This is a genomic window from Blastochloris sulfoviridis (assembly GCF_008630065.1).
GTDB classification, from domain to species: domain Bacteria; phylum Pseudomonadota; class Alphaproteobacteria; order Rhizobiales; family Xanthobacteraceae; genus Blastochloris; species Blastochloris sulfoviridis.
The window spans coordinates 69,885-95,045 of sequence record NZ_VWPL01000003.1 but is presented as its reverse complement, the minus strand read 5'-3'; the positions used below and the strand labels follow the sequence as shown (position 1 = coordinate 95,045).

The 25,161-nt window shown below is 69.7% G+C and carries 22 protein-coding genes; 14 read left to right on the top strand and 8 right to left on the bottom strand.

Translation table 11 applies throughout. The features are described 5' to 3' along the window. The first annotated feature begins 395 nt into the window (after positions 1-395). From ileS to gcvPB, 12 genes are all read left to right on the top strand, one after another. Positions 396-3,425, top strand: a complete 3,030-nt coding sequence (gene ileS / locus F1193_RS02475; protein WP_150096093.1) for an isoleucine--tRNA ligase — start codon at positions 396-398, stop codon at positions 3,423-3,425. A gap of 23 nt (positions 3,426-3,448) precedes the next feature. Next, positions 3,449-3,754 (top strand): hypothetical protein, encoded by a 306-nt coding sequence (locus F1193_RS02470; protein ID WP_150096092.1) that lies wholly within the window; start codon positions 3,449-3,451, stop codon positions 3,752-3,754. After that, positions 3,754-4,227 (top strand): hypothetical protein, encoded by a 474-nt coding sequence (locus F1193_RS02465; protein ID WP_150096091.1) that lies wholly within the window; start codon positions 3,754-3,756, stop codon positions 4,225-4,227. The genes F1193_RS02470 and F1193_RS02465 overlap by 1 nt, the downstream gene beginning before the upstream one ends. Positions 4,228-4,478: 251 nt before the next feature. Next, entirely contained in the window at positions 4,479-4,970 is a 492-nt protein-coding gene (gene lspA / locus F1193_RS02460) for a signal peptidase II (protein ID WP_150096090.1), read from the top strand. 132 nt (positions 4,971-5,102) lie between these two features. Beyond that, positions 5,103-5,804 (top strand): hypothetical protein, encoded by a 702-nt coding sequence (locus tag F1193_RS02455; RefSeq protein ID WP_150096089.1) that lies wholly within the window; start codon positions 5,103-5,105, stop codon positions 5,802-5,804. Positions 5,805-6,079: 275 nt separating this feature from the next. Next, complete coding sequence (locus F1193_RS02450) at positions 6,080-7,471, top strand: M16 family metallopeptidase (RefSeq protein ID WP_150096088.1); 1,392 nt, start codon at positions 6,080-6,082, stop codon at positions 7,469-7,471. Positions 7,472-7,536: 65 nt separating this feature from the next. Then, the gene (locus tag F1193_RS02445; RefSeq protein WP_150096189.1) at positions 7,537-8,880 is read left to right on the top strand and encodes a M16 family metallopeptidase; all 1,344 of its coding nucleotides are present in this window, start codon (positions 7,537-7,539) and stop codon (positions 8,878-8,880) included. A 377-nt stretch (positions 8,881-9,257) separates the two neighbouring features. Then, the gene (locus F1193_RS02440) at positions 9,258-9,923 is read left to right on the top strand and encodes a hypothetical protein (protein ID WP_150096087.1); all 666 of its coding nucleotides are present in this window, start codon (positions 9,258-9,260) and stop codon (positions 9,921-9,923) included. A 232-nt stretch (positions 9,924-10,155) separates the two neighbouring features. Further along, positions 10,156-11,367, top strand: coding sequence for a glycine cleavage system aminomethyltransferase GcvT (gene gcvT / locus F1193_RS02435; protein WP_150096086.1), 1,212 nt, complete (start codon positions 10,156-10,158; stop codon positions 11,365-11,367). An 80-nt stretch (positions 11,368-11,447) separates the two neighbouring features. Beyond that, positions 11,448-11,825, top strand: a complete 378-nt coding sequence (gene gcvH / locus F1193_RS02430) for a glycine cleavage system protein GcvH (RefSeq protein WP_150096085.1) — start codon at positions 11,448-11,450, stop codon at positions 11,823-11,825. A gap of 58 nt (positions 11,826-11,883) precedes the next feature. Next, on the top strand, positions 11,884-13,245 hold the full coding sequence (gene gcvPA, locus F1193_RS02425; RefSeq protein WP_150096084.1) for an aminomethyl-transferring glycine dehydrogenase subunit GcvPA: 1,362 nt from the start codon (positions 11,884-11,886) through the stop codon (positions 13,243-13,245). After that, the gene (gcvPB, locus tag F1193_RS02420) at positions 13,245-14,795 is read left to right on the top strand and encodes an aminomethyl-transferring glycine dehydrogenase subunit GcvPB (RefSeq protein WP_150096083.1); all 1,551 of its coding nucleotides are present in this window, start codon (positions 13,245-13,247) and stop codon (positions 14,793-14,795) included. Before gcvPA ends, gcvPB begins: the two co-directional genes overlap by 1 nt. Before the next feature lie 712 nt (positions 14,796-15,507). Here gcvPB and F1193_RS02415 read toward each other — a convergent pair. The 8 genes from F1193_RS02415 to F1193_RS02380 all read right to left on the bottom strand — a co-directional run bounded on the left by F1193_RS02415 (position 15,508) and on the right by F1193_RS02380 (position 23,333). Then, positions 15,508-15,993 carry a F0F1 ATP synthase subunit B family protein gene (locus F1193_RS02415; RefSeq protein WP_150096082.1) on the bottom strand — a complete coding sequence of 162 codons (486 nt, stop codon included), beginning with the start codon at positions 15,991-15,993 and terminating at the stop codon, positions 15,508-15,510. Continuing rightward, a complete protein-coding gene (locus F1193_RS02410; protein ID WP_150096081.1) occupies positions 15,990-16,535 on the bottom strand; it encodes a F0F1 ATP synthase subunit B in 546 nt (181 codons plus the stop codon). Before F1193_RS02410 ends, F1193_RS02415 begins: the two co-directional genes overlap by 4 nt. 176 nt (positions 16,536-16,711) lie before the next feature. Then, positions 16,712-16,939, bottom strand: coding sequence for a F0F1 ATP synthase subunit C (locus F1193_RS02405; RefSeq protein ID WP_055038050.1), 228 nt, complete (start codon positions 16,937-16,939; stop codon positions 16,712-16,714). A gap of 34 nt (positions 16,940-16,973) precedes the next feature. After that, positions 16,974-17,723 carry a F0F1 ATP synthase subunit A gene (locus F1193_RS02400; protein WP_150096080.1) on the bottom strand — a complete coding sequence of 250 codons (750 nt, stop codon included), beginning with the start codon at positions 17,721-17,723 and terminating at the stop codon, positions 16,974-16,976. A 45-nt stretch (positions 17,724-17,768) separates the two neighbouring features. Then, a complete protein-coding gene (locus F1193_RS02395) occupies positions 17,769-18,143 on the bottom strand; it encodes an AtpZ/AtpI family protein (protein WP_150096079.1) in 375 nt (124 codons plus the stop codon). 439 nt (positions 18,144-18,582) lie between these two features. After that, the gene (locus tag F1193_RS02390) at positions 18,583-22,038 is read right to left on the bottom strand and encodes a chromosome segregation SMC family protein (RefSeq protein WP_150096078.1); all 3,456 of its coding nucleotides are present in this window, start codon (positions 22,036-22,038) and stop codon (positions 18,583-18,585) included. 62 nt (positions 22,039-22,100) lie between these two features. Beyond that, complete coding sequence (locus tag F1193_RS02385; protein ID WP_150096188.1) at positions 22,101-22,757, bottom strand: DsbA family protein; 657 nt, start codon at positions 22,755-22,757, stop codon at positions 22,101-22,103. Between the two features lie 96 nt (positions 22,758-22,853). Then, positions 22,854-23,333 (bottom strand): DUF721 domain-containing protein, encoded by a 480-nt coding sequence (locus F1193_RS02380; protein ID WP_150096077.1) that lies wholly within the window; start codon positions 23,331-23,333, stop codon positions 22,854-22,856. 18 nt (positions 23,334-23,351) lie between these two features. On the opposite strand from F1193_RS02380, the gene mutY reads away from it, so the two are divergent. Together mutY and F1193_RS02370 are read left to right on the top strand one after the other, a co-directional pair. Beyond that, complete coding sequence (gene mutY / locus F1193_RS02375) at positions 23,352-24,482, top strand: A/G-specific adenine glycosylase (protein ID WP_150096076.1); 1,131 nt, start codon at positions 23,352-23,354, stop codon at positions 24,480-24,482. 121 nt (positions 24,483-24,603) lie between these two features. After that, positions 24,604-25,161 (top strand): FixH family protein, encoded by a 558-nt coding sequence (locus F1193_RS02370; protein WP_150096075.1) that lies wholly within the window; start codon positions 24,604-24,606, stop codon positions 25,159-25,161.

The following is a 25,161-nucleotide window of genomic DNA, read 5'->3' as shown; positions in this document are numbered from 1 at the left end:
CCCTCTCCCCTTGCGGGAGAGGGTGGCGAGGCCGAGCGACGCGAGGTCGAGCCGGGTGAGGGGTAGATACGGCGCATGCTGAATGATTTACCCCTCACTCGCCTCGCGATCTGAAGATCGCTCGGCACCCTCTCCCGCAAGAGCCTGCGCCCGGGCCCGCGCAAGCGCGGCCCGGTTGGGAGAGGGAAGAACGCGGCGACCGCCCGGAACATGGCGCGCGACGCTTTATCCGCGCCGCCGGGCTTGCTAAGAGGGGCGCATGCAGCGCGCGCCCGTTCGTTTCCACGTCACGGCACGAATTCGCCGCCCGGCCACCGGCCGGGCCTGACGGTCCGTCGGCGGCCGGGATCGCGTCCCGCCCGAATTCGCCTCAATCGCTGCCTGAGCTCGCCATCATGACCAAGCCTGACGCCGGCGCCGCCGACACCCAGAACGCCTCGGCCGACACCGCCTTCGATTACTCCCAGACCCTGTTTTTGCCGCAGACCGCGTTTCCGATGCGCGCCGGCCTGCCGCAGAAGGAGCCCGAGCTTCTGAAAGCCTGGGAGTCGGGCGACCTCTACGGCAAGCTGCGCGAGGCCGCCAAGGGCCGGCCGAAATTCGTGCTGCACGACGGCCCGCCCTACGCCAACGGCAACATCCACATCGGCCACGCGCTCAATAAGATTTTGAAGGACGTGGTGACCAAGTCCCAGCAGATGCTGGGCTTCGACTCCAACTACGTGCCGGGCTGGGACTGCCACGGCCTGCCGATCGAGTGGAAGATCGAGGAGCAGTACCGCGCCAAGGGCAAGAACAAGGACGCGGTGCCGGTGGTGGAATTCCGGAAAGAGTGCCGCACCTTCGCCGAGCATTGGCTGGACGTGCAGCGCGAGGAATTCAAGCGCCTCGGCGTGATCGGCGACTGGGACCACCCGTACTCGACCATGAGCTTTGCGGCGGAAGCCCAGATCGCCCGCGAGATCATGAAGTTCGCCACCACCGGCCAGCTCTATCGCGGCTCCAAGCCGGTGATGTGGAGCGTGGTCGAGAAGACCGCGCTGGCCGAGGCCGAGGTCGAGTACGAAGATCACACGAGCGATACGATCTGGGTGAAGTTTCCGGTTAAGGTGGCCGGCAGTGGAGCTTATGGTTCCCATCTGACGGCTGAGCGCAAGCAAGTCTGGGACGCGATGCTCAGTGCTTCAGTCGTCATCTGGACCACGACGCCGTGGACCATCCCTGGCAACCGGGCGATCAGCTTCTCGTCGCGCATCGCCTATGGCCTCTATGAGGTGACCGAGGCACCGGCCGACAACTGGGCCAAAGTCGGCGACAAGCTCATCCTAGCAAAGAAGTTGGCGGATGACGTCTTCAAGCAAGCTCGCGTCACGGGCGCCCGCTTGATTGGGGATGTGCCTGCGGATGCGCTCAGTTGCTCGGTCTGCGCCCATCCGCTCAAGGGCGTGGGCGGTGGCTACACCTTCCATGTGCCCCTGCTCGACGGCGACCACGTCACCGACGACACCGGCACCGGCTTCGTCCACACCGCGCCGGGCCACGGCCGCGAGGACTTCGAGATCTGGATGGCGTCGAAGCGCCTGCTCGAAGCGATGAACATCGACACCACCATCCCCTACACCGTCGATGCCGACGGCGCCTACACCAAGGATGCCCCCGGTTTCGAGGGCAAGCGCGTGCTCACCGCCAAGGGCGAGCAGGGCGACGCCAACAAGGCGGTGATCGCCGCGCTCTCGGACGCCGGGGCGCTGATCGCCCGCGGCAAGCTCAAGCACCAGTACCCGCACTCCTGGCGCTCCAAGAAGCCGGTGATCTTCCGCAACACCCCGCAGTGGTTCATCGCGCTCGACAAGCCGATCGAGACGCTGGACGGCAAGACATTGCGCGAGGTGGCGCTGCGCTCGATCAAAGAGACCCGCTGGGTGCCGGCGGCCGGCGAGAACCGCATCAACGGCATGATCGCCAACCGCCCCGATTGGGTGGTGTCGCGCCAGCGCGCCTGGGGCGTGCCGATCACCGTGTTCGTCAACCGCGAGACCGGCGAGATCCTGAAGGATGAGCGGGTGAACGCCCGCATCGCCTCGGCGTTCGCGGAAGAGGGCGCCGATGCCTGGTTTGCCGACGCCGATGGGTCGCGCTTCCTCGCGCCCGAGCACGACCCGGCGGCCTGGGAGAAGGTCACCGATGTCCTGGATGTGTGGTTCGATTCCGGCTCGACCCACGCCTATACGCTCGAAGACCCGGTGCATTTTCCGGGCCTCGCCGGCATCAAGCGCACCCGCGACGGCGGCACCGACACGGTGATGTATCTGGAGGGCTCCGACCAGCACCGCGGCTGGTTCCACTCCTCGCTCCTGGAAAGCTGCGGCACCCGCGGCCGCGCCCCCTACGACGTGGTGCTGACCCACGGCTTCGTGCTCGACGAAGACGGGCGCAAGATGTCGAAGTCGCTCGGCAACACGGTGGCGCCGCAGGACGTCATCAAGGCCTCGGGCGCCGACATCCTCAGGCTCTGGGTGTGCGCGTCGGACTATTCCGACGATCTGCGCATCGGCCCGGAGATCCTGAAGACCACCGCCGACACCTATCGCAAGCTGCGCAACACGCTGCGCTGGATGCTGGGCTCGCTCGCCCACTTCCGCGAGGAGGACCGGGTGGCCGTGGCCGACATGCCCGAGCTTGAGCGGGCGATGCTGCACGAACTCGCCCTGCTCGATCCCGTGGTGCGGCAGGCCTATGCCGACTTCGACTACAAGAAGATCCATTCGGCGCTGACCGCGTTCATGACCTCGGATCTCTCGGCGTTCTATTTCGACGTGCGCAAGGACGCGCTCTATTGCGAGCCGATCTCGTCGGTGAAGCGCAAGGCGGCGCTGACGGTGATCGACCGGCTGTTCCAGGCGCTGGTGACGTGGCTGGCGCCGGTGCTGTCCTTCACCTGCGAAGAGGCGTGGCTGGCGCGCTACGGTTCCGGCTCGGTGCACCTGGAGCTGTTCCCCACCATCCCAGCGGACTGGCGCGACGAGGCGCTGGCTCTCAAGTGGGAGCAGGTCCGGCGGGTGCGCCGGGTGGTGACGGGGGCGCTGGAGATCGAGCGGTCGCAAAAGCGCATCGGCTCCAGCCTTGAGGCGGCGCCGGTGGTGTTCATCGCCGAGGACGCGCTGCGGGCGACCATCGCCAGCGTCGATTTCGCCGAGGTCTGCATCACCTCCGGGCTTCGTCTGGAGGGCGGCGACGGCCCGGCCGACGCCTTCCGCCTTGCCGAGGTCGAGGGCGTCTCCGTGGTGCCGGCCAAGGCGGAGGGGCAAAAGTGCGCCCGCTCCTGGCGGATCACCGCCGACGTCGGCGCCGATCCGGCGTTTCCGGACCTCTCCTTGCGCGACGCGCAGGCGATGCGAGAATGGCAGGCGGCGCAGGCGGCGTAAGCCGCCTGCGGGAGGAGAGGCAGATGGACGACGTCAGCGCTCGCGACCCCGAATTCACCAAAGAGCTGGAAGCCGCGCTGGATGAATTCTATCGCGGGGACATGGCCGAAGTGGTCAGCCTGACCCGAGGCGACCTGACGTTTTTGATCGCCCTTCACTTAAATAGCTCTGCGCTTAATGCGACGATGATGAGCTATATCAACTCGATTCATCAGGATGGTTTTAGCGCCTCCGTCTCCAGAGGGCGTGAAATTCAAAACAGAATCAGGGATCAGAATTCAGTTCTGATTGAATTCCTGAAGAAACTCACGTCGAAGGCGGCGGCTTGATGGCGGACGTTCTCCCTTTTTTGCCGCGCAACCGGTTGCCTCGACCGCCTGATGACGGGTCGGGTGGCGGTGACGGGCCGGGGTCTAGTGGCGTGAATGAACGTCTTGCCAAGCTCGAAGTGCGCGCCGATTCTGTCGATCGGCGCCTCGAAAGCATCGAGAAAAAGCTGGATAGCTTGGCGGAGAAGATCGCCACCCTGCCCAGCCGCGAGTTCCTGGTCACCGTGGTGATCAGTTCGGTCGCGCTCATGCTGGCCGTCGCGCTGGCAATTGCGGCCATCACCTTCCAGATCGCCGACTACGCCGCCAAGCAGGCCCCCGCGCCGCAGCCCGCCGCAGCCGTGGCCCCGCCGCAGCCGACCGTCATCGTCATTCCCGGCCCCTATGCCGCGCCGGCCCAAACTCCATCCCAAGTTCCGCAGGTCGCCCCGCCGGCCGCTCCGTCCTCGCCCACACCGCCGGTTCGTCCGTGATAGAGTTTTGGCTGATTACCTCTCGTGGAGGGAAGCCGCTCTTTCGCTCTCCCACCCAGGCCGCGCTTGCGCGCGCCTGGGAGCAGGCTCTTTTGGGAGAGGGTGCCGAGCGATCTTAAAGATCGCGAGGCGGGTGAGGGGTTCAGCTTAAATCACCCCTCACCCGGCTCGACCTCGCTTCGCTCGGTCTCGCCACCCTCTCCCACAAGGGGAGAGGGAAGAGAGGGCCGAGCTCATCGACCGGAAAGCCTATGACCCGTTCTCCCCACCTCCGCCTCGGCCTGATCGCGCTTCTCCTCACTTTGGCGATCGACCAGGGCTTCAAGCTGTGGATGATCCATGGCTTCGACATCGCCGACCGCGGCATCGTCGCCGTCGGTCCCTATCTCGATTTGGTGATGGCCTGGAACCGCGGCATCTCCTACGGCCTGTTCCAGCAGGATGGCGAGACCGGCCGCTGGGTGCTGGTCGCCGTCAAGGTGGTGGCGGCGGTGGTGTTCGGGGCGTGGCTGCTCCGCGCCGAGACCCGCCCCACCGCGCTCGGCCTCGGCTTGATCATCGGCGGGGCGCTCGGCAACGCCATCGACCGGGTGGCGTGGGGGGCGGTGGCCGATTTCTTCTCGTTCCACGTCGGCACCTTCCGCTGGTACGTGTTCAATCTGGCCGACGCCGCCATCGTGGTTGGGGTTATCCTGCTGCTTTACGATGCGCTTTTCGGCCCTGCCGCAAAAAAGCCGGCATGAGGGGCGAGTGAGGGAGCTCAGAGGAAGGGGTGCCGAGGGCCGTCCGGCCGTCACCCGTTCCGGTCGAATTCCCACGCCGTCTTGGCCGCCTTCATGGCCGCCGCCCTGACCGCGTTTCGAAGGAGTGTCGCGATGAAGGCCCGTCTCGTGCGCCACGTTCTTCCTCTTGTCCTGCTGGCCGCGGTCGCGCTGCCGCAGAGCGTCCGTGCCGAGGACGAGGAGCCCTCCTTCGAGCAGAAGATCATCAAGGAGATCCTCGGCGGCGTCGGCCTGATCGAGGACAGGGCGACGATCGACTATCGCGAGCGGGCGCCGCTGGTGGTGCCGCCGACCGCCGAGGCGCTGCCGCCGCCGGCCTCCGAGGATGTCACCGCCGCCAATCCGGCCTGGCCGAAGGATCCGGACATCGCCCGCGCCAAGGCCGCCGAGGCCGGCTCGAATCAGCCGATCGTACGGCTCGATGCCGGGCGCACGCTGGGCATCGACGAGATCCGCCGCGGCACCAGCAAGACCAAGCAGGCCAAGAGCGACCGGCCCGACCTGCCGAGCGAGCGGTTCGAGGGCGCCAACGATCGGCTCTCGCCCACCCAGCTCGGCTTCACCGGCTGGGGCTCCAAGAAGGACGAGAAGATCGTCTTCACCGGCGAGCCGGAGCGCAGGCGCCTCACCCAGCCGCCGGCCGGCCTGCAGACGCCCTCGCCCGACCAGCCCTATGGCGTGGTCGGCGACGACAAGCTCGACGACAACTGGCTCAACCGCATCTTCTCGCCGAGCAAGGTCGCCGAAGGCCGCGACACCGGCGGCAGCCGCACGGCGCGCGACAGCACGCGCTGAGCGCTGCCGGGCCCCGTCTCGACACGGCTGGCCGCACGGCTTGCCGTGTTGTTGGCGGTGTTGAATGGCCGTCTTTAATGGCCGTCTTCTTGGCCGTGTTCCTCGCCATGCGTCTTGCCGAACGGCCTTGCCGCACGTCTGCCGCGACCGCACGTCCGGCAATGACCGGACTGTGATCGCATGCCGGGCGAGGCGGGCCGGACTTTGCCGCGGTTTCGTGTGACAGTCTGGCCGAATCCCCACCCCGGAGGGAGCCAGTCTTGCTGAAAGCCGCGATGCGAACACTTGCCGCTGCCGCCACCGCCGCGACCCTCGCCTTCCCTGCCGAAGCCAAACCTGTCGAGGCCAAGCCTGTCGAGGCCAAGCCTGTCGAAACCCGGCAGGGCCCCGACATCTCCCATTTCACGCTGGCCAACGGGCTGGAGGTCGTGGTGATCCCCGACCACCGGGTGCCGGTGGTCACCCACATGATCTGGTACCGGGTCGGCGCGGCGGACGAGCAGCGCGGCAAGTCGGGCATCGCCCATTTCCTCGAACATCTGATGTTCAAGGGCACCGAGGCCAATCCGGCCGGGGTGTTCTCCTCCATCGTCGCCGAGGTCGGCGGCCAGGAGAACGCCTTCACCTCCAACGACTACACCAGCTACTTCCAGCGCGTGGCGCGCGATGAGCTGGAGACGATGATGCGGCTCGAAGCCGACCGCATGACCGGCCTCCAGCTCACCGACGAGGTGGTGCTGCCCGAGCGCGACGTGGTGCTGGAGGAGCGCCGCATGCGCACCGACAACGACCCCGCCGCCCAGCTCGGCGAGGAGATGGCGTCGTCGCTGTTCCGCAACCACCCCTATGGCGTGCCGGTGATCGGCTGGGAGCAGGAGATCAAGGCGCTCGGCCGCCAGGACGCGCTGGCGTTCTACCGCCGCTTCTACACCCCCAACAACGCCATCCTGGTGGTGGCCGGCGACGTCGCCGCCGACGAGGTGCGCACGCTGGCCGAGCGCACCTATGGCAAGATCGCGCCGCGCGCCGAGGTGGCGCCGCGGGTGCGGCCGGCCGAGCCGCCGCCGCGCGCCAGCCGGGTGGTGACGCTGGCCGATCCGCGTGTCGCCCAGCCCTCCATCCAGCGCCAGTATCTGGTGCCGTCCTATTCGCGGGCGGCGCCGCGCGAGGCCGAGGCGCTCGACGTGCTGGCGCACGTGCTCGGCGGCGGCCAGACCAGCCGGCTGCACCGCAAGCTGGTGGTCGACCGGAAGCTCGCCACCTCGGCGTCGGCCTGGTACCACGGCTCGGCCTATGACGAGACGCGGTTCGGGGTGTGGGCGAGCCCGCGCCCGGACGTGTCGCTGGACGACCTGGAGGCGGCGATCGATGCCGTGCTGGCCGACCTGATCGAGACCGGCATTTCCGACGACGAGCTTGTCCGCGCCAAGACCCGCCTCGTCGCCGAAACGGTCTATGCCCAGGACAGCCAGACCGCGCTCGCCCGCATCTATGGCGTGGCGCTCACCACCGGCTCGTCCATCGAGGACGTGCGCGCCTGGCCCGACCGGGTGAAGGCGGTCAGCGCGGCCGAGGTTCAGGCGGCCGCCCGCAAATGGCTCGACATGCGGCGGGCGGTGACCGGCCGCCTGGTCAAGGCGCCGCCGCCCGGGGAGAAGCGCTCGTGACCCGCCTTCATGCGCTGGGGCGCCGGCTCGGCGCTCCGTTGGCTGCCGCCCTGTCTCTCACCTTGATGCCGGTCACCTTGATGCCGCTCACCGCCATGACGCTCGCCCTGGTCTCCGAAGCCGACGCCGAAACCGCCACCCGTATCGAGCGGGTGGTAAGCCCCGGCGGCATCAAGGCGTGGCTGGTGCGCGAGCCGGCGGTGCCGCTGATCGCGCTGGAATTCGCCGTCACCGGCGGCTCCACCCAGGATGCGCCCAGCAAGGCCGGCACCGCCAATCTGGTGTCCGGGCTGCTCGACGAGGGGGCCGGCGATCTCGACAGCGCCGCCTTCCAGGACCGGCTCGACGCCAAGGCGATCGAGCTGCGCTTCAGCGCCAGCCGCGACCATCTGAGCGGCAGCCTCAAGACGCTGGCCGAGAACCGCGACGAGGCGTTCGGCCTGCTGGCGCTGGCGGTCAACGCGCCGCGCTTCGACGCCGAGCCGGTGGAGCGCGTGCGCCAGCAGGTGCTGGCCATTATCCGCCGCAAGTCCACCAATCCGAACGCGATGTCCTCGGAAGCGTGGTGGGCCGCGGCGTTTCCCGGCCATGTCTACGGCCGCCCCGTCGAGGGCACGGCCGAGACCGTGACTGCGATCGGGCCGGAGGATCTGCGCGCCTTCGTCGGCCGCGTCCTGGCGCGCGATACGCTGAAGATCGCCGTGGTCGGCGACATCGACGCCGCCACGCTGGCGCCGCTGCTCGACAAGGTGTTCGGCCGGCTGCCGGCGACCGGCCAGCGCCTCGACGTGGCCGATGCCGCGCCGCAGGGCCTCGGCCAGCGGCTGGTGATCGATGTCGACGTGCCGCAGACGGTGCTGACCTTCGGCTGGCCGGGCCTGAAGCGCGACGATCCGGATTTCGTGCCGGCCTATGTGCTCAACCACATCCTGGGCGGCGGCACCTTCTCGTCGCGCTTCTATCGCGAGGTGCGCGAAAAACGCGGGCTGGCCTATTCGGTCTACAGCTACCTGATGCCGCTCGACCATGCCGGGCTGATGATCGGCCGGGTGTCGACCCGCAACGACCGCGCCGCCGAATCGCTCGCGGTGATCGAGGGCGAGATCGCCCGTCTCGCCAAGGAGGGCCCGAGCGCCGAGGAGCTGGACAAGGCCAAGAAGTACCTGATCGGCTCCTACGCGCTGCGCTTCGACACCTCCGGCAAGATCGCCGGCCAGCTCCTGCAGATCCAGCTCGACGATCTCGGCATCGACTATATCCACCGCCGCAACGGCCTGATGGCGGCGGTGACGATCGAGGACGTCCGGCGCGCCGCCGCCCGGCTGCTGCACGGGAAGCTGCTGGTCAGCGCCGCCGGCCGTCCGGTGGGGCTCGCCCAGCCCGCCGGCGGGGGCGGGCAGGGCGGCTGAGGCAGGCAGCGCGCCAGCGTCTGACGACTGCCGCAAAGTGGCCGCCAATTGGCTCTATGGAACGGCCGAATCCATCTATGATTTCCGGGGGGGCGGCTCGGAATGGCTGTCGGCTGGGAGCCGCTCTTTTTCCCTCTCCCCTTGCGGGAGAGGGTGCCGAGCGATCTTGAGATCGCGAGGCGGGTGAGGGGTGAATTTTCCAGCATATGCCGTATGTACCCCTCACCCGGCGCGACCTCGCTTTGCTCGGTCTCGCCACCCTCTCCCGCAAGGGGAGAGGGAAGAAAAGAGCCGATCACCGCGAAATGGCGTAAGAGGCCGGCTGCGCAAGGAACCTGCGCGGCGGACGAAGACAGGGCTGTACGCAGGGGGCGTCGATGACGATGAGGGGGTGGCAGGTCGCGTGCCGGCTCGCGCCGGCGATGGCGGTAGCGGTGGCGTTGGCCGGCTGCGGCACCACCGGGCAGATCGGCGAGACATCGGGATCGGGCGGCACGTCGTTCGCCGACCGGGTCGGCCGGATGTTCGCCACCGGGGCGTCGTCGCCCGAGCCGGCGCCGGAGGATGCGGGCAAGGCCCATTACGAGTGCCCGATGGTGACCGTGCGCACCGGGGCGGCCGCCTTCCAGGTGTTTGCGAACACGCGCGACGCCGGCCAGCAGCTCCGCTATCAGGCGACGTTCGGCCAGACCGCGCGCGAATGCGCGGCACTGGGCCAGATGATGACCATGAAGGTGGGTGTCGAGGGCCGGCTGCTCGCCGGGCAGGCCGGCGGCCCCGGCAAGGTCGACGTGCCGCTGCGCATCGCCGTGGTGCACGAGGGCACCACGCCCAAGACGGTGTGGACGCGGTTCTATCTGGTGCCGGCGCAGATGCCGGACGGACGCACGCAGTCGACCTTCCTGCATATCGAGGAAGACGTCAGTTTTCCTCTGCCGAAACCGGACGATCTTGAAAACTACGTCGTGTATGTCGGCTTCGATCCCAGCGGAAAGCCTGAGAAAACCGGTCGGAAATCGAAGACATCCGCGCGTGGCGGTTGACGGCCGCGGCTGACCTTTCCGGGCTCCCGGCAGGAGCGGGGCGCCGGCCGGCGGGAATGCGCGGGCCGGTCGCAATCGCCGCTTGCCCTGGCGCGCGTTCGGGTCTGAACTCCCGTCTGTGCCTGAAGCCGTGCCGCGCCTGACGCCCTGCCCTGTCCGAAATCCTGTCCTGCCCAAGTCCTGCCGCGCCTGAAGTCCTGTCCTGTCCGAAGTCCTGCCCGAGGCCAAGTCCATGACCGATCAATCGACGACCGATCAATCGACGACCGATCAGCCGTCCGACCAGCCGACCGACGCCGCGCCCGCCGTCGAGCCCCAGCAACCGCTCCGGCAGACGCCGCTGCACGCGCGCCATGCCGCGCGCGGCGCCCGATTCGTCTCCTTTGCCGGCTACGAGATGCCGGTGCAGTACCTCACCGGCATCCTCGCCGAGCACGCCCACACCCGCACCAAGGCCGGCCTGTTCGACATCGCCCACATGGGCCAGGCGTTCCTGCTCGGTCCCGACCACGAGACCACCGCGCGGGCGCTGGAGGCGCTGGTGCCGGCCGACATTCTCGGGCTGCAGCCGGGGCGGCTGCGCTACACCCAGCTCCTCAGCGACGAGGGCGGCATCCTCGACGACCTGATGGTCACCCGCTCCGACGAGCCGGGGGAGGACGGGGTGCTGATGCTGGTGGTCAATGCCGCCACCAAGGCCGCCGATTTCGACCGGATCGAGCAGCGCCTGCCGGCCAGCGTGCGGCTGATGCGCGCCGACCACCGCGCGCTGCTGGCGCTGCAGGGGCCGGCCGCCGCCGAGGTGCTGGCGCGCCACCTGCCCGGCATCGCCGACATGGTGTTCATGACGGCGAAAAGCTTCCGCATCGGCCGCATCGAGGTGCACCTCTCGCGCTCCGGCTATACCGGCGAGGACGGGTTCGAGCTTTCGGTGCGCGCCGACCGGGTGGTCGAGCTGTGGGACATCCTGGCGGCCGACCGCGACGTCACGCCGGTCGGGCTCGGCGCGCGCGATTCGCTGCGGCTCGAAGCGGGCCTGCCGCTTCATGGCCACGACATCGACGCCGCCACCACGCCGGTCGAGGCGGGCCTCGCCTGGTCGATCCCGCCGCGGCGGCGCGCCGAGGGCGGCTTTCCCGGCGCCGAGCACATCCTCAAGGAGATCGCCGAAGGGCCGGCGCGGCTGCGGGTCGGCCTGCTGCCGGAGGGCAAGGCGCCGGCCCGCGAAGGCGCGGCGATCGTCGATCTCGAAGACCAGCCGATCGGCACGGTGACCTCGGGCGGCTTCGGCCCCACCCTCGGCGGACCGCTGGCGATGGGCTATGTCAATCGGCGCTTTGCCGAGCCGGCAACGCCGGTGAAGCTTATGGTCCGGGGAAAGCCCTTGACGGCGCGGGTGGTGGCGCTGCCATTCGTACCGCATCGCTATGTCCGGGGCGTATGATTGCTGCCGATTCCTGTGGCGCGCCCGCGAGGGCGTGGCCGTTACGCGGGGATCACGAAGCCGGGATATGAGGGGTCAGAATGCCGAACACGCACTACACCAAAGAGCATGAATGGGTTCGTCTGGAAGGCGATACCGCCCTGGTGGGAATCACCGACTATGCCCAGACCCAGCTCGGGGATGTGGTCTATGTGGAACTGCCGGCCATCGGCACCACCCTGGACAAGGGCGAGGAGGCGGCGGTGGTCGAGAGCGTGAAGGCGGCGAGCGAGGTCTATGCGCCGGTGGCCGGCGAGGTGGTCGCGGTCAATGACCGGCTGGTCGAGGCGCCGGGCATCGTCAATGAGGATTCCGAGGGCCGCGGCTGGTTCCTCAAGCTCAAGCTCAACGACCCGGCCGCCCTCGAATCGCTGATGACAGCCGAACAATACAAGTTGTACATAGAAACCATCAGTTGAGTCCCCGCAAGGCTCCCCCCATCGGTGTCGCGAGCCGGAGCCGCCGAAAGACAGGATAATGCGCTATCTGCCGCTGACGCCCGAGGACCGCGCCTTGATGCTGGCGCGGGCCGGACTCGGGGGCGTCGATGATCTGTTCGCCGACGTGCCCGCCGGCAAGCTGCTCGGCGACCTGCCAAACCTGCCGCCGTCAAAATCCGAGATCGAGGTCGAGCGGCTGATGGGCCGGCTGGCGGCGAAGAACGTCGCCGCCGGCGCGGTGCCGTTCTTCTGCGGCGCCGGCGCCTACCGCCACCACGTGCCGGCCAGCGTCGACCACCTCATCCAGCGCTCGGAATTCCTCACCAGCTACACGCCCTACCAGCCCGAGATCGCCCAGGGCACGCTGCACTATCTGTTCGAGTTCCAGACGCAGGTGGCGCTCATCACCGGCATGGAGGTGGCCAACGCCTCAATGTATGACGGCGCGACCGCCGCCGCCGAGGCGGTGCTGATGGCCCACCGCATCACCCGCCGCAAGAAGGCGGTGCTGGCCGGCAACCTCCACCCGCACTATCGCGACACCATCGCCACCCTCTCGCGCATGGCCGGCGACGAGCTGGTGGTGGCCCCGCCCGCCCCCTGCGGCGCCGAGCGGCTCGCCGCGCTGATCGACGACGAGACCTCGTGCGTGGTGGTGCAGACGCCGGACGTGTTCGGCCATCTGCACGATCTCCACACCATCGCGGCAGCCGCCCACGCCAATGGCGTGCTGGTGGTCGCGGTGGTGACGGAAGCGGTCTCGCTCGGCCTCGTCGCGCCGCCCGGCGCCATGGGCGCCGACATCGTGGTGGCCGAGGGCCAGTCGTTGGGCAACGGCCTCAATTTCGGCGGGCCCTATGTCGGGCTGTTCGCGACCCGCCAGAAGTTCGTGCGCCAGATGCCCGGGCGCCTCGCCGGCGAGACGGTGGACGCGGACGGCCGGCGCGGCTTCGTGCTGACGCTGTCGGCGCGCGAGCAGCACATCCGCCGCGAGAAGGCGACCTCCAACATCTGCACCAATTCCGGCCTGTGTGCGCTGGCCTTCACCATCCACCTGACGCTGCTGGGCGAGACCGGCTTGCGGCGCCTCGCCGAGCTCAACCACGCGGGCGCGGTGGAACTGGCCGAGCGGCTGGCCGCCCTTCCCGGCGTGGCCGTGCTCAACAAGACGTTCTTCAACGAGTTCACCGTGAAGCTGCCCAAGCCCGCCGACGCCGTGGTCGAGGCGCTGGCCGCGCGCGGCGTGCTGGGCGGCGTGCCGTTCTCGCGGCTCGACCCCGGCCATCCCGAGCTGGCCGACCTCCTGATCGTCGCAGTGACCGAGACCGCGACCGCCGAGGACCGGGGGGCGTTCGTCGCGGCGCTGACGGATGTGCTGGCCGGCGGGGAGGGCGCGTGATGCTGAACCGCCAGGGCCGCCCCACCGACGTCGGCGAACCGGTCGAGGCCATTCCGGAGACCTTCACCGGCAATCGCGCCCTCATCATCGAGGAGCCGCTGATCTTCGAAAGCGGCCGCCCCGAGGTGACGGGCGTCGATCTGCCGGAGGCGCCGAAGGTGGCGCACCGGCTGGGCGGGCTCGTGCGATCCGGCCCGATCGGCCTGCCGGGCCTCTCCGAGCCCGAGGCGATGCGCCACTACGTGCGGCTGTCGCAGAAGAATTTCGGCATCGATTCGGGCATGTTCCCGCTCGGCTCGTGCACGATGAAGCACAATCCGCGCCTGGGCGAGAAGATGGCGCGGCTTGCCGGCTTCGCCGACATCCATCCGCTGCAGCCGCTCTCGACCGTGCCCGGCGCGCTCGACCTGATGGAGCGGCTGGCGCAGGCGCTGATCGAGCTCACCGGCATGGCTGCCGTGACGCTGACGCCGAAGGCCGGGGCGCACGGCGAGCTCTGCGGCATGATGGCGATCAAGGCGGCGCTTCAGGCGCGCGGCGAGGGCCATCGCACGGTGGTGCTGGTGCCCAATTCCGCGCACGGCACCAACCCGGCCACCGCCGCGCTGCTCGGCTTCCAGGTGTCGCCGCTGGCGGCGCGCGACGACGGCACGGTCGATCCCGCCGACGTGCTCGACCAGCTCACGCCCGACGTCGCGGCGATCATGCTCACCAACCCCAACACCTGCGGGCTGTTCGAGCGCGACGTGGTGCGGATCGCCGAGCTGATCCACCAGGCCGGCGGGCTGGTCTATGCCGACGGCGCCAATTTCAACGCCATCGTCGGCAAGGTGCGGCCGGGCGATCTCGGCGTCGACGCCATGCACATCAATCTGCACAAGACCTTCTCGACGCCGCACGGCGGCGGCGGGCCGGGGGCGGGGCCGGTGGTGCTGTCCGAGGCGCTGGCGCCGTTCGCGCCGGTGCCGTTCCTGCGCCGCGAGGGCGGGCGGCTCATTCTGGTCGAGCACGATTTTGGCGAGGGTGTCTCGCCGTTCGGGCGGATGGCCGCGTTCCACGGCCAGATGGGCATGTTCGTGCGGGCGCTCGCCTACATCCTGTCGCACGGTGCCGATGGCTTGCGGCAGGCGTCGGAGGATGCGGTGCTGAGCGCCAACTACATCAAGGCGTCGCTCGCCGACGTGATGTCGCTGCCGTTCCCCGACCGGCCGGCGATGCACGAGGTGCTGTTCGACGATTCCTGGCTGGAGGATACCGGCGTCACCACGCTCGATGTCGCCAAGGTGCTGATCGACGAGGGCTTTCACCCGATGACGGTGTATTTCCCGCTCGTTGTGCACGGCGCCATGCTGATCGAGCCGACCGAGAGCGAATCGAAGGCGTCGCTCGATTTGTTCATCGCCACGATGCGCGACATCGCGATGAGCGTGCGGCGTGGCGACATCGCGCGCTTCGCCGGCGCGCCGCATTTCGCGCCGCGCCGCCGCCTCGACGAGACGCGCGCCGCCCGCACGCCGGTGCTGCGCTGGACCAAGCCCGTGGCGGAGTAGGGTAGGGGCGGTAGGGCGGAATAGCGAAGCGTATTCCGCCATTTGTGCTTCGGCTGGGATCGGCGCAATACGCTTCGCTATTGCGCCCTCGTCTGCCTCGCGGCTCTGTCGTCCCGGGCAAGCGGCGCAGCCGCGCGACCCGGGACCGTTCTCCGGAAAGGGGCGCCCTTTATGCGGACGGAAGGGGGCGCGATGTTCTGCGGACGATCCCGGGTCTCGCTGCGCTCGCCCGGGATGACGAGACTGAGGCATGCGATCCCGGCTCGGCGCTGCGCGCCGTCCGGGATGACACCGCGGGGAGGCTGTCATCCCGGGCAAGCGGCGCAGCCGCGCGACCCGGGACCGTTCTCCGGAAAGGGGCGCCCTTTATGCGGACGGAAGGGGGCGCGATGTTCTGCGGACGATCCCGGGTCTCGCTGCGCTCGCCCGGGATGACGAGACTGAGGCATGCGATCCCGGCTCGGCGCTGCGCGCCGTCCGGGATGACACCGCGGGGAGGCTGTCATCCCGGGCAAGCGGCGTTGCCGCGCGACCCGGGATCGTCATCCGGAAGGGGCGCCCTTTATGCGGACGGAAGGGGGCGCGATGTTCTGCGGACGATCCCGGGTCTCGGCTTGCGCCTCGCCCGGGATGACGCGGCCCAACAAAGCCATGAGCCCAACAAAAAAGGCCGCTCGCGCGGCCTCTTTGATTCGCAATATCGTTCGCCGGCTCAGTTCATCCGGGTCCTGACGGCGTCGAGGCCGCTGCCCAGCAGATCCTCGGCGACCTTGCCCTTCACCTCGCGCACCAGCACGTGCTCGGCGGCCTTGGCGGCAGCCTCGGCGGCGATGGTGCGCACCTCGACCATGGCCTGGGTCTCGGCCTGGGCGATCTTGGATTCGGCCAGCTTGGTGCGGCGGGCGACGAACTCCTCGACCTTGGCCTTGCCCTCGGCCGCGATGCGCTCGGCCTCCTGCCGGGCGAAGGCGATGATGGCGTCGGCCTCGGCGTGGGCCTCTTCCTCGCGGCGCTTGTAGTCGGCCAGCACCTTCTCGGCCTCCTCGCGCAGCCGGGTCGCTTCCGCGATCTCGGTGCCGATCCGCGCCGCGCGCGAATCGAGCGAGGCGACCATCACCTTGTGCACCTTGAAGTAGCCAAGGATGCCGAAGAAGATGAAGAAGGCGACGCCGACCCAGAATTCAGGCGACTCGATCATGCCCGTCCTCCCCGTGTCGCGTCGGCCACCGCGGCGCGGACGGCGTCGGACGACGGCGTCTTGCCGATCAGCTTCTCGACGATGGCCGACGCCGCCTCGGTGGCGATCGCCTCGACATTGGCCATCGCCTTGGCCTTGGTGTCGGCGATCGTCGTCTCGGCGGCGGCGAGCTTTTCGGCGAGCTGGGCCTCGATGGCCTTGCGCCGCTCGTCGGCCTCGGCGTTGAGCTTGTCGCGGGTGGCCCCGGCGATGGCGTGCGCCTTGCCGCGGGCCTCGGCCAGCGCCTTCTCGTAGGCGGCCACCGCCGCCTCGCTGTCGCGCTTGAACCGCTCGGCCTCGGCGATGGCGCCGTCGATGTGGCCGCGCCGCTCCTCGAGGATCGAGCCGATGCGCGGCAGCGCCACCTTGGCCATCATCACATAGAGCAGGATGAAGGTGATCCCGAGCCAGGTGAGCTGGGTGGGGAATGTCTCCTTGTTGAACGGAGGAAACACGCCCTTGTGCCCGCCCGGCACCTCGGTATGCGCAGTGGTTTCAGCCATCGGCCGACTCCCCGATCACGGCGTCACGCGAAAGCGTCGCGACGTGCTGGTTCTCCATAGGGTTTCCGGTCGATCCCGCCGGGATGCCGGAAACGGCCTTGCCGAAAATCCGCAGCGGATGCGGGATCTTCGGCGATCGGACCACGGTGCTCCGGCCGGATCGGCCGGAGGCCGTATCAGAGGGCGAACAGCAGCAGCAGCGCGATCAGCAGCGAGAAGATGCCGAGCGCTTCGGTCACGGCGAAGCCGAAAATCAGGTTGCCGAACTGGCCCTGCGCGGCCGACGGATTGCGCAGCGCGGCGGCGAGATACTGACCGAAGATGGTGCCGACGCCGACGCCGGCGCCACCCATGCCGATGCAAGCGATACCAGCGCCGATGTACTTCGCGGCGATCGGGTCCATAACGCAGCTCCTTCTTGAGGTTGAACCGGCGCCGTCAGTGGCCCGGGTGGATCGCATCGTTGAGATAGATGCAGGTGAGGATGGTGAAGACGTAGGCCTGGAGGAAGGCCACCAGGAATTCCAGCGCGGTCAGCGCCACCACCAGCGCCAGCGGCAGCGCGGCGCCGAGCCAGCCGGCGAAGCCGAAACCGCTGAGCATGACGATGAAGCTGGCGAACACCTTCAAGGTGATGTGGCCGGCCAGCATGTTGGCGAACAGACGGACGCTGTGGGAGACCGGGCGCGACAGGAACGACATCACCTCGATCATCACGATCAAGGGCAGGATGTAGATCGGCACGCCGCTCGGCACGAACAGCTTGAAGAACTTGAAGCCGTTCTTCCAGAAGCCGTAGATCACCACGGTGGCGAACACCAGGAGCGCCAGCGCCACGGTGATGATGATGTGGCTCGTCACCGTGAAGGCACCGGGAATCATGCCGATGAGGTTGGCGACGAGGATGAAGGTGAACAGCGAGAACACCAGCGGGAAGAAGCGCATGCCTTCCCGGCCCGCGGTCGATTGTATGGTGTTCGCGACGAATTCGTAGCTCATCTCGGCCACCGACTGCAGCCGCCCCGGCACCATCGCGCGCGACGTCGTCGACAGCAGCAGGAAGCCGATGATGATCACCGTGGTGGCGATCATGAAGGCCGCTGAGTTGGTGATGCTGATATCGGCAGGGCCGATATTGGCGAGGGGAACGAGAGTTTTGATCTCGAACTGGTGGATCGGATCGGCCATCGCCCGCCCCGGCTCCTCATTGCGGGCATTGCCGCCCGGTCCACACTAACGGTCCGGCGCGCCCGGACCAGATTCGCCCGCCTTTGCCGCCGCGCGCATCACATTGAGCACCGCGGCTGCGAACCCGAGCAATACGAAGACGATCATCCCCCACGGCGAAATTCCGAGGAAACGATCGAGAAGCCACCCGATGCCGCCGCCGACCAGCACGCCGCCGACGAACTCACTCGACAGGCGTGCCGCCTGGGCGTACCCGCCGGCCGATTCAGAACCCTGATCCCCAGCGGCCTGCCCGGACTTCTCCTTGCCCTGCAGCAAGTCGATCTTCCGGCCCAGCCGTTCGAGGCGCGCCGCGAGCTCGGCCTCGCTCGGCCGCTTCCCGGCGCCATCGTGTCCGTCGCCCGTGCCGCCATTGCTCATAGCCTGGCACCGCTCCCGACCCGACATCTGCCACGGTTTCCGCTAGGCCGCTTCGCGGCCGCCGGAAACGCATTCGCCGAAAATCCTTGTTCGGAACGGGATTTTCGGCGACCGGAATACGAAACTCCGGCCCAGGAGGCCGGATTCCGCATGACGGATGGGCTTGAGACATGCTCCGGCCGCCAGCTCCTGCGCCCGGAACACACGACCTTTGCCGCGCCGAAAACGGCGGGCTCCACCCCTGAAAGTCGGCGCGGACCATAGTGACGGGCCGGAACCGTGTCAAGAAACGAGCCAACAGAAGAAGTGGTTGAAACGAAAGTCGGAACAAGCGCGGCACAGAATTGTACCGGCATCGCGCGGCAGGTTTTTCCGCGCCACGCGAGAAGACTGTGGACGACTCGGCCGAAGCGCTGGAAATGGCGGTAACAGCGTCCGCTCACGCCACGTCCAAATAGCTCTGCGCCTCTTCCAGGTCGACCGCGACGAGCTGCGAGACGCCGCGCTCGGCCATGGTGACGCCGTAGAGCCGGTTCATCCGCGCCATGGTGATCGGGTTGTGGGTGATCACCAGGAATCGCGTGTCGGTCGAGCCGGCCATCTCCTCCAAGAGGTTGCAGAAGCGGTCGACATTGTGGTCGTCGAGCGGGGCGTCGACCTCGTCCAGCACGCAGATCGGCGCGGGGTTGGTGAGGAACACCGCGAAGATCAGCGCCATGGCGGTGAGCGCCTGCTCGCCGCCCGACAGCAGCGACAGCGATTGCGGCTTCTTGCCCGGCGGCTTGGCGAGAATCTCCAGGCCCGCCTCCAGCGGGTCGTCCGAATCAGTGAGCTGCAGTTCCGCCACGCCGCCGCCGAACAGCTTCTCGAACAGCGTGCGGAAATGGCCGTCGACCGTGGCGAACGAGGTGGCCAGCCGCTCGCGCGCCTCGCGGTTGAGATTGGCGATGCCGGTGCGCAGGCGGCGAATCGCCTCGATCAGGTCGTCGCGCTCGCTCACCAGCCCGTCGTGCTGGGTCTGGACCTCGGTCAGTTCCTCGTCGGCGCGCAGATTGACCGCGCCCAGCCGCTCGCGGTCGCGCCGGGCGCGCTCAAGCTCGATCTCCAGCAGCTCGGGGTCGGGCAGCGGCTTGCCGGGCTTGAAGTCGGCGTGCCGCAAGGCCTCCTCGGGCGCGCAGTCGAGCGTCTCGGCGATCTCGCGAATCGCCGTCTCCAGCCGCTCGCGGCCCTGGGCCAGGCGCTCCTGGGTGCGCACCGCGTCCTCGCGCGCGGCGCTCATGTCGATGAGGGCGGTGCGGGCGCGCTTGTCGGCGTCGGCGAGCGCGGCCTCGGCCTCGGCCAGCCGGTCGGCGGCCTCGCGCCGGGCCGCCTCGGCGGTGGCGATCTCGCTCATCAGCGCCCGGCGCTGCTCGGCGAAGCGCGCCGGCAGGTCGTCGAACTCGGCGCGCTCGGCGGCGGTCTCGTCGCGCCGCGCCTCGATGTCGGCGATGCGGGCGCCGGCGCCGGCCGAGCGGTCGATCCACTGGCGCCGCTCCTCGGCGATCGCCTTGAGGCGGCGGGCGGCGGCGTCGCGCTCGCGCTCGATGGTCTGCACCTCGGCGCGGATCTCGGCGAGCTGGGCGCGGTCTACCGCAAGCCGGGTCTTGGCCTCGTCCAGCGCGCGGTCGAGCTCGGGGGCGGCGGCGAGGCCGGCTTCCGCCGCCTCGGCCTCGGCGAGGCTGGCGGCCGCTTCTTCGCGGCTGTCGCCAAGGCGCGCCTTGGCCTCGGCGAGGGCGGACAGGCGCTGGGCGCGCTCGGCGGTGCGCCGCTCGGCGGCGGTGAGCGCCTCGCGGGCGGCGTCGAGCTGGCGGCGGGCGGTGCGCACGCCCTCGCGCGCCGCGGTCTCGGCGCTCGCGGCGGCGCGCAGCCGGGTCTCGGCTTCGTCCAGCACGCTCTTCAGGCGGGCGGCCTCGCGCCGCGCCTCGTCCAGCGTCTCGGTGAGGTCGCCGAGCCGGTTCTTCTCGGCCAGCCGCCGGGCCGCGGCGGTCGGCGCGTGGGCGGCGGCGACGAAGCCGTCCCAGCGCCACAGATCGCCTTCCTGGGACACCAGCCGCTGGCCGGGCTTTAGCCTGTCGCGCAGTGCCGGGCCGTCGGCGCGGGCGGCCACGCCGATCTGGGCAAGGCGCCGGGCCAGCGCCTCGGGCCCCTGCACGAAGCGGCCGAGCGGCTCGGTGCCCTCGGGCAGCGCCGGGTCGGCGGGGTCGAGCGCGGCGCCGCCCCAATGCACCGGGGCGCTGGGCTCGGCGGAGACTTCGAGGTCGTCGCCCAAAGCGGCGCCGAGCGCGGTCTCGTACCCCTTGGCCACGGCGAGCTGGTCGAGCACCGGCGGCCACAGATCGCCGGTGGAGGGCGCCAAGAGCTTGGTCAGCGTGCGCACCTCGGCGTCGAGCCGCTGCGCCTTGGTCTCGGCGTCGCGCTGCGGCTTCCGGGCGGCCTCGATCGCCTCGCGGGCGGCCTCGTGCGCGGCCTCGGCCTCGATGGCCCGCTCCTCGGCATAGGCGAGGGTGTCCTGGGCCTCCAGCGTCGCCTCGCGGCGCGCCTCCAAATCGTCGTCGACGCCGGCGTCCGCCAGCCGGGCGAGGTCGGCCTCGACGCCGGCGATCTGGCTGTCGAGGCGGCTCAGGCGCTCGCGGTGCTCCTTCACCGCGCGCTGGGCCTGGGCGCGTTGCGCGGCGAGGTCGGCGGCCGCCGCGGTGGCCTCGGCGAAGCCCTTTTCGCTCTCGGCCAGCGCGCTCCCGGCGGCGGCAAGCCGCGGGCCGGCGGAGGCGGCGGCCTCCTCAAAGCGGACGCGCTCGGCGGCAACCTCGGCCTCCTCGGCGTCGAGCCGCGCCAGCACGGCGTGCGCGTCGGTGGCGAGCGTCTTCTCGCGGGCAATATCGTGGGCAAGCTGGGCAAGCTGGCGGTCGAGCTCGCCTTGGCGCTGGCCGGCGCGCTGCTCCTCGCGCTCCAGCGCGTCGCGGGCGGCCGACAGGCGGGCCAGCGCCGCGCCGGCCTTGGCCTCGGCATCGCGCAGCGGCGGCAGCGCGTGGGCGGCGATCGCCTGGTCGCGCGCGGCCTCGGCCTGCAGGCGGGTCCTCTCGGCCACCGCCCGCTCGCCCTCGCGCAATGCCGCCTCGGCCGTGGCGAGCAGCTTGGTCGCCTCGCTCCAGCGCAAATGGAGCAGGCCCGCCTCCGCCTTGCGGATCTCGGCCGACAGCGACCGGTAGCGCACCGACTGGCGGGCCTGGCGCTTGAGCGCGTCGATCTGGCCGCCGATCTGGCCGATGACGTCGTCGAGCCGCAGCAGGTTGGTCTCGGCACCCTTGAGGCGGATCTCCGCCTCGTGGCGGCGGGCGTGCAGGCCGGCGACGCCGGCGGCCTCCTCCAGGATGCGGCGGCGCGCCGACGGCTTGGCGCTGATGATCTCGGCGATCTGGCCCTGGCGGACCAGAGCGGGCGAGCGCGAGCCGGAGGAGGCGTCGGCGAACAGCAGCGTGACGTCGCGGGCGCGCGCCTCGCGGCCATTGATGCGGTAGGCGGAGCCGGCGTCGCGCTCGATGCGGCGCGACACCTCGATGGTCTCGTGCTCGTTGAAGGCGGCGGGCGCGGTGCGCGAGGAATTGTCGACCGACAGCATCACCTCGGCGGCGTTGCGCGCCGGCCGCGAATTGGTGCCGGAGAAGATGACGGCGTCCATGTCGTTGGCGCGCATCGCCTTGTGGGACGATTCGCCCATCACCCAGCGCAGCGCCTCGACGAGATTGGACTTGCCGCAGCCATTGGGGCCGACCACCCCGGTCAGCCCCGGCTCGATCGGCACGTCGGTCGGCTCGACGAACGTCTTGAAGCCGATCAGCCGCAACCGCGTGAATTTCATGCACAGCCTCCGGCCGCGGGCCGCCACGCCCGGACCGCGCCAGCCCTCGATTCAGCCAGACGTCAGCGGACGAGCGGGTCGAGGATCTTGGCGAGCTCCTCGAAGGACATGGCTCCGACGTGCTTTTCGCCATTGATGAAGAAGGTCGGGGTCGAGTTGATCCCGAATTTCTCCGAGCCGCGTTTGCGGACAGCTTCCATTCCTGACAAGACCTGCTGATTCTTCAAGCAGGTTTCGAAACTTTCCTGTGAGAAACCGGCCTGCTTGGCAAACTGCAGCAGCGAATTGTACGGGGTCTTGGTGAAGGCCCAGCCCTTCTGGGTGGCGAACAGCGCTTCGATCAGCGGGAAATATTTGTCGTCACCGGCGCAGCGCGCCAGCATGTAGCCGGCGGCGGACACCGGATCGAGCGGAAATTCCCGCAGGATCAGCCGCACTTTGCCGGTGTCGATATAGTCCGACTTGAGCTTGGGATAGACGTCGGCGTGGAAATGCGCGCAATGCGAGCAGGTGAGCGAGGAATACTCGATCATCGTCACCGGCGCATTGGCCTTGCCCAGCACCTTCTCGGGCAGCGGGCCGGGCACCAGCAGCTCGGCGGCGTCGAAGCTCTCGGCGCCGGCCGGGCCCGAGAACGGGGCGCCCGCGAGCGGGGCCAGGGCCAGCGGGGCCAAGGCGGCAAGGCCGGCGGCCAGCACGGTTCTGCGCGTCGGGGTCATCCTGTCTCTCCGTCCGATCCGGCGTGTCGGGTAGCGTGATCGGCCGACCGTGGCAAGGTTGCGGCGGCCGGTGTTCACGCCTTCGTCAGCTTGCCCTCACCGCTTGCGGCCGTGCACGAAGGCGCCGAGCCGCGCCAGGCTCTCCTTCAGCCCGTCGTCGGCGATGGCGTCGAGCTGCGCGCGCTCCCGCGCCACGAGGTCGGGGTCGGGCTCGGGCGGTGGCGGCGGCGGGACGGCCTTCGGCGTCACCGGCCCCTGGCGCAGCGACAGCCGGCCGACGCAGGCCCAGCCGAAGGTGCGGTTGATGCGCTCGATCACCTGCGGGGCGGCGAACTGCAGGTCGAGCGCGTGCGTGCCTTCCACCCGCACCACCAGCGTGGCGCCGCGATTGTTGGGGTCGTCCTTGGGCGGCCACATCAGCCGCACCGGCTCGCTCGCCGCCGCCATCTCCTCGCCGACGATCTCGGGCCAGTGGGTCAGAAGCTCGACGGCGGCAAACCCATGGGCGCGGGCCGCCTCGCCGAGCGAGCCGGCGATCAGGTCGGCAAGCGGTCGCACCCGCGGGCGTTTGGACATCGGCTGGCTGCGCCTAATATGAATCGCGTGGATTCAAGCACCAACCTACCAGCGCCGACTCCCGGCGGGAAGCGCGCCGCGCCCGAGGCCGAACACCTGCTCGTGTGGTACGACCGCCATCGAAGGCGCCTGCCCTGGCGGGCCGAGCCGGGCGTCGCGGCCGACCCCTACAAGGTGTGGCTGTCGGAGATCATGCTGCAGCAGACCACCGTGAAGGCGGTCGGCCCGTATTTCGCGGCGTTCCTCGCAGCCTTCCCCACTGTCGAGGCGCTGGCGGCAGCGCCGGTGGAGGAGGTGCTGCGGCGCTGGGCGGGCCTCGGCTACTACGCGCGGGCCCGCAACCTGCACGCCTGCGCCCGCGCGGTGGTTCAGCAGCACGGCGGCAGGTTTCCGGAAACCGAGGCGGGCTTGCGCACGCTTCCCGGCATCGGCCCCTACACCGCCGCGGCGGTCGCGGCCATCGCCTTCGACCAGCCGGCGGCGGCGGTGGACGGCAATGTCGAGCGGGTGATCGCCCGCCTCGTCGCGCTGGAGACACCGTTGCCAGCCGCGAAGCCGGAAATCCGGGCGCTGGCCGAACGTCTGGTGCCTCTGGCGCGGGCCGGGGACTTCGCGCAGGCGCTGATGGATCTCGGCGCCACAATCTGCATGCCGCGGCAGCCGGCCTGCGCGCTCTGCCCATGGAGCGAGGCGTGCGCGGCGCGGGCCGCCGGCACCCAGGAGACGTTTCCGCGCAAAGCCGCCAAGGCGGCGCGGCCGCTGCGGCGGGGCGCGGCGTTCTGGCTGGTGCGCGGCGGCGCCGAGGTGCTGCTGCGCCGCCGGCCGCAGAAGGGGCTGCTCGGCGGCATGGCCGAGGTGCCGGGGACGGCGTGGCAGGCAGAGTTCGATGCGGCGGGGGCGCTCGCCGAGGTGCCGCTCGCGGCAGACTGGCGCAGGCTCGCCGGCATGGTGCGCCACGGCTTCACCCATTTCGAGCTGGAGCTTTTGGTGTTCGCCGCCGACGTGCCGGCCTCGACCCCGCCGCCGGAGGGTGGCTGGTGGCAGCCGGTCGAGGACATCGACGGCGCCGGCCTGCCGACGGTGATGATGAAGATAGCCCGGCTGGCGGTCGCGGCGCGGGACTCAAACCAGGATGCGCGAAGCTGGTAGGATGACGGTCGGGCTCTCCGGCAGGCGTGGCCGGTTCCGCGCCAGTAGCCAAGTCCGGGGAGAGCCCTAAGTGTGCCTGGGGTGCCGGCGTCGGCCGAGCCCCTGCCGGAGACTGCGATCCATGTCGTTTCCCCCGAAGTCTGCCCCGACCAAATCCGCCCTTGCGGCGTCGCCCCGTCATGCGTCCGGGCCGGGCACAGGCCGGCCGCTGACCGGCCGCGCGGTGCTGATCTGGCTCCTCGGCTTCTTCGCCGTGGTCATCTGCGTCAATGCGGCGATGGCGTGGCTGGCGATCTCCAGCTTCAGCGGCACGGTGGTCGACAGCGCCTATCGCGCCGGCCAGGAGTTCAATCACGAGATCGAGGCCGCCCGCGCCCAGGCCGCCCGCCACTGGGCGGTGAGCGTCGATGTCGCCCGCACCGCCGAGGGCGGCGCCGAGGTGCGGCTCACCGCCCGCGACGGCGACGGCCAGCCGGTTGCCGGCCACAGCGCGCATGTCGAGCTGCAGCGGCCGGCCGACCGGCGCGGCGATGTGGCGCTGGAGCTGAACGCAAAAGGAGCTGGGGTATTCGCCAGCCGCGTGGCAGCACTGGAGGCCGGCCAGTGGGACGTGGTGATCACCATTTCCGGGCGCGAGGGACCGGTGTTCCGCTCGCGCAACCGCGTCATGGTGCCGTGA